This window comes from Actinospica acidithermotolerans (genome assembly GCF_018139625.1).
Taxonomy (GTDB): domain Bacteria; phylum Actinomycetota; class Actinomycetes; order Streptomycetales; family Catenulisporaceae; genus Actinospica; species Actinospica acidithermotolerans.
In genome coordinates, this window is record NZ_JAGSOH010000035.1 from 48,304 (window position 1) to 58,794 (window position 10,491).

General features: G+C 71.7%; 5 protein-coding genes and 1 pseudogene. 4 read left to right on the forward strand and 2 right to left on the reverse strand.

The genetic code is table 11. The features are described from left to right. Positions 1 to 164: 164 nt before the first annotated feature. Positions 165 to 4,151 carry a type VII secretion protein EccCa gene (gene eccCa, locus KDK95_RS14290; RefSeq protein WP_249161224.1) on the forward strand — a complete coding sequence of 1,329 codons (3,987 nt, stop codon included), beginning with the start codon at positions 165 to 167 and terminating at the stop codon, positions 4,149 to 4,151. Between the two features lie 421 nt (positions 4,152 to 4,572). Here eccCa and KDK95_RS14295 read toward each other — a convergent pair whose 3' ends face one another. Then, positions 4,573 to 5,943 carry a S8 family serine peptidase gene (locus tag KDK95_RS14295; RefSeq protein ID WP_212518624.1) on the reverse strand — a complete coding sequence of 457 codons (1,371 nt, stop codon included), beginning with the start codon at positions 5,941 to 5,943 and terminating at the stop codon, positions 4,573 to 4,575. Between the two features lie 23 nt (positions 5,944 to 5,966). Then, positions 5,967 to 7,547 carry a type VII secretion protein EccB gene (locus KDK95_RS14300; RefSeq protein WP_212518625.1) on the reverse strand — a complete coding sequence of 527 codons (1,581 nt, stop codon included), beginning with the start codon at positions 7,545 to 7,547 and terminating at the stop codon, positions 5,967 to 5,969. Positions 7,548 to 7,843: 296 nt separating this feature from the next. On the opposite strand from KDK95_RS14300, the gene eccE reads away from it, so the two are divergent. From eccE to KDK95_RS14315, 3 genes and pseudogenes are all read left to right on the forward strand, one after another. Next, positions 7,844 to 9,028, forward strand: coding sequence for a type VII secretion protein EccE (gene eccE / locus KDK95_RS14305; protein WP_212518626.1), 1,185 nt, complete (start codon positions 7,844 to 7,846; stop codon positions 9,026 to 9,028). Between the two features lie 3 nt (positions 9,029 to 9,031). Further along, the gene (locus KDK95_RS14310; protein WP_212518627.1) at positions 9,032 to 9,835 is read left to right on the forward strand and encodes a hypothetical protein; all 804 of its coding nucleotides are present in this window, start codon (positions 9,032 to 9,034) and stop codon (positions 9,833 to 9,835) included. A gap of 117 nt (positions 9,836 to 9,952) precedes the next feature. Further along, a pseudogene (locus tag KDK95_RS14315) lies at positions 9,953 to 10,491 on the forward strand (hypothetical protein); the annotation flags it as partial.

Genomic DNA, 10,491 nt, shown 5'->3' on the forward strand with positions numbered 1-10,491 from the left:
GATTTCCCCTGCCACGGTCGACGCGGCCCTTGTGTACGGCCTCTGGCAAGCGTCTCCGTGCTGTCTACGCGCGCGAGAGTCTACTAGACTCCCCGGGGACTGCCAGTGAGTGCGACAGCTATGTCTAGCTGGGTAAAGAGTAGGTCAACGGGAGGGGCAGGGCTTTGAGTACCGTCGTCGTCAAACGGCCGCCGCGGGTGCACCCGCCGCAAGTGCCGACCGGGGAGGTGTTCCTGGAGCCGCCGCCGGAACTGGCCAGGGCGGCGAAGAACGGCAGTGCCGTGATGCAGGCGCTTCCGATGCTGGGGATGCTGGGTTCCGTGGGGTTCTTCTTCATGCCCGGAACCAACATGATGATGAAGATGATGGGGGGAATGACCGTCATCGGCTCGCTCGGCATGCTGAGCCAGCAGATGGGCGGAAACAAGAAGAACGGTAAGGGCAAGACGGCCGACGCGCGCCGGGATTACCTCCGTTACCTGAGCCAGATGCGCCAGCAGGTGCGCAAGACCCAGCAGCAGCAGTACACCGCGCAGATGTGGTCGCACCCCGATCCGGCGCACCTGTGGGCGATCGTCACCAGCGGCCAGCGGCTGTGGGAGCGGCGCCCGACCGACCCGGACTTCGTGCAGATCCGCCTCGGCACCGGTTCGCAGCGCCTTGCGACGCCGCTGGTGGCGCCGGAGACCGCGCCGGTGGACGAGCTCGAGCCGATCTGCGCGGACGCGCTGCGCCGGTTCATCACCGTGCAGGGCATGCTGGACAAGCTGCCGATGGCGGTGCCGCTGCGCTCCTTCTGGCACGTGCTGGTCAGCTCGGCCGGCGACGGCACCCCGGACGACGCCCGCGGCCACGCCCGCGCGCTGCTCGCCCAGCTCGCCTCCTTCCACGCGCCCGACGAGGTGCGGATCTGCGTGCTGGCCGCGGAGAACCGCCGGCAGCACTGGGAGTGGGTCAAGTGGCTGCCGCACGCGCAGCACCCCAAGGAGAACGACGCGGCCGGCTCGGTGCGGCTGATCTACTCGGACGCGAACGAGCTCGAGGAGGCCCTCGGCAGCGAGCTGATGGACCGCCCGCGCTTCTCCCGCGAGGCCCCGCCGATGCTGGACCAGCCGCACCTGATCGTGCTGGTCGACGGGGCGCGCGCGAGCGGCGACTCGGTGCTGCTGCACGGCGAGGGCGTGCACGGCGTGACCATCATCGAGATCGACGCCGAGGGCCACGCCGGCCTGGTGCGCGGCGGCGTGCACATGTCGCTGGACGGGGACAAGCTGAAGGTCGAGACGTCCTCGGGCGCCTCGTTCTCCGGCGTCGGCGACCGGCTCTCCATTCCGCAAGCCGAGGCGCTCGCCCGGCAGCTGGCGCCGCTGCGCGTCGGCAGCGGCGGCGACGGGGACGAGCCGCTGACCAGCGCGCTGGACTTCACCGACCTGATGGGCATCGGCGACCCCGGCTCCTTCGACACCCGCAAGGGCTGGAAGCGGCTGAGCCCGCAGGACCGGCTGCGGGTGCCGATCGGCATCGGCGAGAACGGCGAGCCGGTCATCCTCGACATCAAGGAAGCCGCGATGGGCGGCATGGGCCCGCACGGCCTGTGCATCGGCGCCACCGGCTCCGGCAAGTCGGAGGTGCTGCGCACCCTGGTCCTCGCGCTCGCGGTGACGCACTCGTCCGAGGGCCTGAACTTCGTGCTCTCCGACTTCAAGGGCGGCGCGACCTTCGCGGGCATGGCGACGATGCCGCACACCGCGGCCGTCATCACCAACATGGCCGACGACCTGACGATGGTCGACCGCATGCGCGACGCCATCGTCGGCGAGATGAACCGGCGCCAGGAGATGCTGCGCGACGGCGGCAACTTCAAGAACATCCACGACTACGAGAAGGCGCGCGCCGCCGGGGCCCAGCTGACCCCGATGCCGAACCTGCTGATCGTGCTCGACGAGTTCTCCGAGATGCTGACGGCGAAGCCGGACTTCCTGGACCTGTTCATCCAGATCGGCCGGATCGGCCGATCGCTCGGCGTGCACCTGCTGCTCGCCTCGCAGCGCCTGGAGGAGGGCAAGCTGCGCGGCCTGGACACCTACCTGTCCTACCGGCTGGGCCTCAAGACGTTCTCCGCGGCCGAGTCGCGGGTCGTGCTCGGCGTGCCGGACGCGTTCAATCTGCCCTCGATCCCCGGCTCCGGCTACCTCAAGACGGTGGGCGCCGAGTCGGGCGCCGGACCGGGCCAGCGCTTCAAGGCCGCGTACGTGTCGGGGCCCTACAAGCCGCAGACCCGGACCACCGTGGAGCGCAAGCTGGACCACCGCCGGCCGACGCTGTTCACCTCGGCGTTCGTCGCCCCCGAGCGGATCCAGGAGCCGGCGGCCCCCGTCGCCGCCGCCAGGGAGGACGACGACGCGCTCGTCGACACCGTGCTCGACGTGCTGGTGCGGCAGATGGAGGGCGAGGGCCTTCCGGCGCACCAGGTGTGGCTGCCGCCGCTGGTCGAGCCGCCCACGCTGGACGCGCTGCTGCCGGGGCTGCAGGCCACGGCCGACCGCGGCCTGATCGCGACGGGCTACTCCGGTTCCGGCCGGCTGTCCGTGCCGGTCGCCATCGCGGACAAGCCGATCGAGCAGAAGCGCGAGGTCTACCAGCTGGACCTGTCCGGCGCCGCGGGCCACGCCGTCATCGTCGGCGGTCCGCGCTCCGGCAAGTCCACGCTGGTGCGCACGATGATCTCCGGCCTCGCGCTCGGCCACACACCGCTCGAGACGCAGTTCTTCTGCCTCGACTTCGGCGGCGGCTCGCTGATGAGCCTGCAGGGCCTGCCGCACATGTCGGGGCTCGGCGGACGGCTCGACGTGGATGTGGTCCGGCGGATCGTCAGCGAGGTCGTCGGGATCCTCGACAAGCGCGAGGAGACCTTCCGCACCAACCAGATCGACTCCATCGGCACCTTCCGCGCCAAGCGCGCGCGAGGCGAGCTGCCCAACGAGCCGTTCGGCGACGTGTTCCTGATCGTGGACGGCTGGCAGACGCTGCGCGGCGAGTTCGAGGCCCTCGAACAGGACATCCTCGACATCGCGCAGCGCGGCCTCGGCTTCGGCGTGCACGTGGTCATCACCGCCGCGCGCTGGGCGGAACTGCGCCCGCAGCTCAAGGACGCCATCAACACCCGCATCGAGCTGCGGCTCGGTGACCCGATGGAGTCCGACGTGGACCGCAAGGTCGCGCAGAACGTGCCGGCCGGCACCCCGGGCCGCGGCCTGACCCGGGACAAGCTGCACTTCCTCGGAGCGCTGCCGCGCATCGACGGCGTGGAGGACGCGACGGATCTCGCGGACGGCGTGGCCAAGATGGTCGCGGCCATCGCCGAGGCCTGGCAGGGTCCCGCGGCCCCCAAGCTGCGGATGCTGCCGCTCATGGTCCCGTACACGGACCTGCCAGAGCCGGCGGCCCGTCCCGCGTTCGCCATCCCGCTCGGCGTCGACGAGAACAAGCTGGAGCCGGTGTACCTGGACTTCAACCAGGACCCGCACTTCCTCATGTTCGGCGAGAGCGAGTCCGGCAAGACCGCGGTGCTGCGCACGATCATCAAGGGCATCACCGAGGCCTACACCGGCAACCAGGCCCGCATCCTGGTGGTCGACTACCGCCGCTCCCTGCTCGGCGCGTGCCCCGAGAGCCACGCCCTCGGCTACTGCGCCGCGGCGGGTGCCGTGCAGTCGACCGTCTCCGAGATCCGGCCCTTCCTGGACAAGCGCCAGCCGGGCCCCGAGGTGACGGCCGAGCAGCTGCGCAACCGCTCCTGGTGGACCGGCCCGGAGATCTTCGTGATCGTCGACGACTACGACCTGGTCGCGACGCAGGGCGGCAACCCGCTGATGCCCTTCGCGGAGTACCTGCCGATGGCACGGGACCTGGGCTTCCACCTGATCCTGGGCCGCGCCTCCGGCGGCGCCAGCCGCGCCCTGTTCGAGCCGCTGATCCAGCGCATGCGCGAGAGCCGCCAGCCCGGCCTGCTGCTCTCCGCGGACCGCGAGGAGGGCCAGCTCCTCGGCACCGTCCGCGGCAGCCAGCAGCCGGCCGGCCGAGGCACCCTCGTCTCGCGGCGGCACGGCACGATGCTGGTCCAGACGGCGTTCATTCCGCCGGAGATCTAGGTCGGCACTCTGCATCGGCGGTGGGCCCGACCGGAGTCATCCGGTCGGGCCCACCGCTTCTTTCGGGCAGGCGGGTCGGCGATTGGGGATAATCGCACTGCAAGCCGTCGCATAAAGCCGACTAATGCGGCGGAAATCCGCAATCGGCGAGAGATCACCCTAAAGAGCTTCGCGCTTTGTGAATCTCAGCCTGATGGGTGTGCGCCGCGGTCCTCGACCGCGCGGCGGCGAGAACATCCCGGCCCTGGTCCGGGAGACCAGGCTCACCCGGGAGCCCGGACGTAGGAACCGGCACAGGGGCGAGGAACGAGCGTTGTGCCGGTGACGTAGGTAGGGCTGGTCGTTAGTCGTAAACCGAAGGCCGCAGGCCGTCAGTCGTAAGCCGCCGAAGCCGACGCCGCCGACCGCCCGTGCCACGCCCCTACAGCTGCGAAGCCCCCCGCCTCCGTGCCGCGTCCCGTGCCACCGCTGCTCCCGCGAGGGCGACGATGGCGGTGAGGAGGCCTACGGCCAGGGCGATGTAGGCCCAGCGCTCCTGGTTGTCGGCTTCGCGGTTGCCGGCGGTGGCGACGTAGGGCTTGACGACGGTGCGGTCGCCGGCGGTGGTGGTGCTGGCGGCGGCACCGTCGGCGTTGGGGCCGTTGCCGAGCATCTTGGTCAGGCCGCTGATGCTGCCGCCTTCGGAGACGAGGGAGTTGCTGCCGCCGTTGATCGTGGTGGTCAGAGCCTGCTGGATGTCGGCCTCGCCCCAGCCCGCGGAGGCGCTGTAGGCGCCGTCGCCGTCCGCGGTGGCCTCGATGATCTTGATGACGTCGTAGGCGCGGGCGGAGGTGCGGTCGCTGCTGCGGGTCCAGTGGTGCTCTTCGATGATGAGCGCCGCCTCGGCCGCGACGTAGGGGGCCGCGAAGCTGGTGCCGTCGTCGGTGGCGATCTTGCCGTTGGGGAGCAGGCCGCCCACGGCGACGCCGGGGGCGGTCACGCCGACGAAGTACGTGTTCTTCTGCGAGCCGGTCTCGGAGAACGTCGCGACGGTGCCGTACTGGTCCACCGCGCCCACGGCGAGGACGTGCTGGTACGAGGCGGGGTACGTGCGCGGGTTCACGCCGTAGTCGGTGCCGTTGTTGTCGGTCGTGTCGCGGTCGCCCTGGTTGCCCGCCGAGGTGACGATGACGACGCCCTGGTCGTACGCGTTCTGCACGGCGGCAGCGAGCTTGGAGTCCGCGTCGTAGCCGTCCTGCGAGATGTTGATGACCTCGGCGCCCTCGCTCACGGCGTCGTTGACGGCGTCGGCCATCGCGTCCTCGGTGTTGCCCGCGGTGGCGTTGCAGCCGGCCTCGCGGATCGAGAGCAGTTGCACGCCGGGGGCGATGCCCTGCATGCCGTTGACGCCCGCCGCCTTCTGGGCGCCGATGATGGAGGCGACCATCGTGCCGTGGCCGTCGGTGTCGGCGGCGTCGCCGCCGGACTCGCCGCTCAGCACCTTGCCGCCGGCGACGCTCAGCTGGCTCTGGGACGCGATACCGGTGTCGATGACGGCCACCTTGACGCCGCCGCCGTCGAGCTGATTGCCGTCCGCGTCCGTCAGATGCCCGGCGTTCGCCGCCGTGATCTCCCAGGGGGTCGCGGCCTGGTTCGAGGCCGTCGTCACGTTCGCGGAGGTGCAGTTGCTCGAGCCCTGCGACGCGGCGAGGGAGGTGCCGCCTGCGGCGTCGGCGGCCGGCAGCCCGAGGGCGCTGCCGCAGGTCAGCGCGGCGGCCGCGACGGCGAAGCGGGTTCTGCGGAAGGCGCTCATGGTGCGGTGGGTCCTTCCGTCTCTCAGCTGCCTGATTGCGGCGACTCGCCCGCCGCGGCCGGGTTGAGCTCCGCGCCGCCCTGCAGCAGGCTGACCCACGCCGGCGGCACCTTCTCCACGCTCACCGACGTGTAACCGAGCTGGTCGATGGCGGAGACCGACGTGTTGGTCGAGCTCGAACCCGTCGCGCTCGCGCTGGGCGTCGCCCCGGCCACGGCGACCACGCCGCTGCCGAGCGGGTAGCGGAAGCCGGAGTCCTCGATCAGGAACTCGGTGGAGCTGCCGCTCGACTGCTTGGCGATCAGCCCGTAGCCCGGCTTGACCAGCACCACGCCGGCCTCGAGGTTGCCGCCCGACTGGGTCACGCCGAAGGAGCCGCCGTCGCTGCCGTAGGGAAGCGTCGCGCTGGTCCACGTCGTCAGCTGCGCCTCGCCGTTCACGATCTGGCCGTCGTAGGCCACGCAGATGTTCGCGGTCGTCGCCGAGCCGATGTCGTTGTTCAGGCTCGGGTCGAGCGTCGGCCAGTTGCTGCCGTAGGTGCCGGACTCGAAGACGCTGGAGGCGGTCGGCTGGCCGCTGCTGTTCGCCTCGTTGATCGCGGCCGGGGTCAGCTGGCTCGACTGCAGCTGGCTGATGTTCGAAACCTGCGAGTTCGCCGCGTAGAGGTAGTAGGCGAAGGGGCTCAGTTCGAGCACGCCGTTCGCGGTCTGCACCGCTCCGTAGGCCGTCGTGGAGCTCTGGATCTGACCGTACTCGCCGACCTTGGTGCCCGGCTGCTGGGTCGAGGCGTGGACCGTGGCGCCGAGGTTCGAGAGCTTCGGGAAGGTGATCGGGGAGCCGCTGGCGTAGACGTTGAGCCAGGCGTCGGAGACCCAGTAGCCGACCGTGTCCGGGTTTATCAGCGTGCGGCCCTGGTTGATCGCGGTGAGGATCTGCTGCACGTACGTGTGGTCGGTCTGGTCGTTGCCGATCATGTACTTGTAGTCGCCGTCGATCAGGTACACGTCGTCGGCGGTGTTGTGCACGATCAGCGCCTGCCCGCTGTTGCTCGTCCACAGGCCGTTGGTGCTGCCGGCGGCCGGCGCGTAGCCGATCTCCAGGTAGTTCTGCCCGCTGGAGGTGGCCGCCCCGTTCGCATACTGCTCGTTCTGGCAGTACGACCACTGGGTCAGGTTCATGTTCGAGGCGGCCGGCACGTCCTCCGGGGCGCCCAGGATGCCGACCGGCGAGCCGATGGTCACGCCCGAGCTGTTCAGCGTCGAGTCGGGCACGTCGTACTTCGTGAAGTTCTTTCCGAGGATCAGCCGCGCCGACGTTATGTTGTAGACGGCGTGCAGCTGGTTGTTCTGCGTGACGTACGCGGCGCCGGTGCTCGAGTCGACGGCCAGCCCGCTCTGCCAGCCGCTCGGCGCGGAGGGCTTGAACACGCCGAGCACCATCACGGCGACCACGGCGAGCGCGCTGAGGATGATCGAGGAGGCGAAGGTCTTGACCGGTCGGGGCGCGCCCTCGTCGCTTCCGGTCGCGGTGGGCACGACCAGATTCGCGACCATCCGCCGCCGCGCGAAATTGAACGCGTCAAGTTGGTCCTTGCGTGTCGCCACTGTCCCCATACTCCCCTCGAGCCCCCGCGCCCCTATGGCGAGAGCACGCGTGCGAAACAGAGTACAGTAACGGCGGCACGGGCGAACCGGGCACTTCGGGGGGCCGAAGGGCTGTCTCCGACACCGCGTGAGCCCGTACCATACGGCTGCGGAGTAAGGCTTTTTCGCGCTCATCACGAGGGGGCAGGCGCACACAGATGGCGACAGCACGCACTCAACCGCGCGCGGCGGCACCCGCGCCCGCGGCGGCGGGGGCTCGCCGTTCCAACGGGGCTCAGGGTTCGAACGGGGTTCAGGTGAGTCCGGGCTTTCATCCGCGTCCCGGGCGCATAGGCTCGGTCGCGCTGATCCGGCTGATCCTGCTCGAGGCGGCCGCGGCGCTCGCGGCAACCCCGTTCCTGGTGCACAAGCCGGTGGTGATCGCCGGCACGGGGCCGGTGGCGCTGCTGTGCGTGATCGGGGCGATCGGCGGCAGCCGCGGACGCTGGCTCGGCGCCTCGCAGCTGGTGCACTCCGACTTCAAGGAGCGCCAGGAGCAGCGGCGGCCGGCCACCGGCGAGTCCGCCCTGGCGCCGCTGCGCGAGACCTTCCCCGCGCTCAGGACCGCGACCGTCTCGACCCGGGGCGGCGAGCCGGTCGGCGTGATCGGCGACGGCACCTTCCTCACCGCGGTCATCCAGCTGGACTCGCGCGGCGAGCCGCTGCGCGAGCCGCGCGCGGCGCACCCGCTGCCGGTCGGCGCGGTGGCCGCTGCCCTCTCGGACACCCAGGTCCCCGTCTCGAGCGTGCAGCTGATCTCGCACTCCCGTCCGGCGCCGGCCCCGCACCTGCCGCGGCAGTCGCTCTCGGCGCGGTCCTACCAGGGCATCGGCGCCGACGTCCCGGCGCAGCGCACGACGTGGGCCGCGGTACGGCTCGACCCGGAGGCGGCCCAGGGCGCGGTCGAGGCGCGCGGCGGCGGCCAGATCGGAGCGCAGCGCGCGCTGCTGACGGCGGTTCAGCGGGTGGCGAGCCAGATCGAGGGCGCCGGCTTCGAGGCGACGATCCTGAGCGAGCCCGAGCTGATCACGGCGCTGGGCACGGCGTGCATGGTGAGCCAGGTCGCGCAGAACCCCTCGGCGGCCGCGCACCGACGCACCGAGGAGACCAAGCGCTACTGGCGCTGCGACGGCAGCTGGCACACGACGTACTGGCTGGACAAGCCGCCGACGCTCTCGGCGCGCACCAGCCCTGACTTCTTCGCCGCGGTGGGCTCGCTGCCCGCGCTGGCCACGAGCGTCTCGGTGAACCTGAGCAAGGGCACCGGGGACGCGGTCGCGTTCAGCTGCTTCGTGCGGATCGCGGCGGGCTCGGAGAACCAGCTGAACGAGTCGAGCAAGCAGCTCGAGGCGCGGGCCGGCCAGGCCGGCGCCGGGCTCACCCGGCTCGACGGCGAGCAGCTGCCCGGACTGGTCGCCACCGTCCCGCTGGGAGGGGAGTAGCAGATGTCGAACTCCGCACCGTCCGCCTACGCGCCGCGCCGGGCCGCCTCGCGCGGTCCCGCGCCGGAGCCGCGCGTGGTGGTCGCCGGCCGTCCGGACCGCGGCAACGAGCTGCGGCACATCCCGGCCTGCGGCCCGCAGCTGGAGAAGCACATCCTGGAGCCCGAGGAGTTCGGCGCGCTGGCCCTGCCGGTCGGCGACGACGGCGTGGTGATCGGCACCGACCAGGGCAGCCGTCCCGCGGTGCTGGGCATGTTCAAGCCGAAGGCGGTCGACATCGCGCTGATCGGCGGCGCGTACCTGGCGCAGCTGCTCGCGCTGCGGGCGACGGCGACCGGCGCGCGGGTGGTCGTCGAGACCGCCCGTCCGCAGCTGTGGGCTCCGCTGGCGCAGAACGCGGGCGGCGGGCAGCAGGTGATCGCCGTCGTGCCGGTGCGCCGCGTGGGCAACCTGGGCGCCACCGCCGCGTCCCCGGTGCTGCTGCTGCGCGACGCCGGTGCCCGGCCGCCGCGCAGCTCGGCGCCGAAGACGCCGTGGATGACGACCCTGACGCTGGTTCCGTTCCTGGACCCGGCGTACGCAGGCCACCTCATCACCTCGGACTACGTGGCGATCCAGCAGGTGTCCCCGCAGGAGGCCGAGCTCGGCGCGCGGCTGTTCCGGCTGAGCCCGCAGGACGTCGCCGCGCTGCCGTCGCTGCTGCCCGAGCTGGCGCTGTGGACGGCGCGGCACGGGCGCCAATACGTGTTCTCGGCCCCGACCCGGGACGAGACCGGTCTGCTCGGCGCGCCCCGCCGGATGGACTGATCAGGCTCGCGCTGACGCCGGGGGCCGGGAAGCGAGTCAGACGGCTGTTTTCCGGAACGGCCGCGATCCGGTTACCGTAGGGCGTCAGGGGAAGGCGACAAGAGAGATGGAAGCGGTGTGAGCGGCGAGAACGGGTACGGCGACGGGCCGGAGGAAGACAGCTGGACCGGCCCGGTCTACACGACCCCGGAGTGGTACCGCCAGGGGGGCGCCGGGACTCCCGCGGCCCCGCAGCCTCCCGCGCCCGCGCAGCCGAATCCGCCGCAGCTGGGCCCGCAGCAGGATCCGCAGCAGAGCCAGGGCGCGGGTGCTCCCACGCCGCCGCCGATGGGTCCGCCGATCCCGCTGCCGCCCCCGGTCGGCGCCCCCTTCCTGCCGCCGCCCGGCAATCCGGTGCTGCCGCCGCCGCAGGGTCCGCAGGTGCAGGGCAGTTCTTCGATGCCACCGCCACCGCCAGTCCCGCACGGCGGTTCTTCGATGCCGCCTCCGCAGGGTCCGCAGGTTCAGGGCGGTTCGGCACTGCCACCGCCGCAGCCCGCGCCGCTCAGCGGTACCGCGCTGCCGCCGCCCCCGCCCGCGCCGCACCAGTCGCAGTCGTCCGCGCTGCCGCCGCCTCCGCCGATCCCGAACAGCGGCGCGCCCGGGCAGTCCGGGCC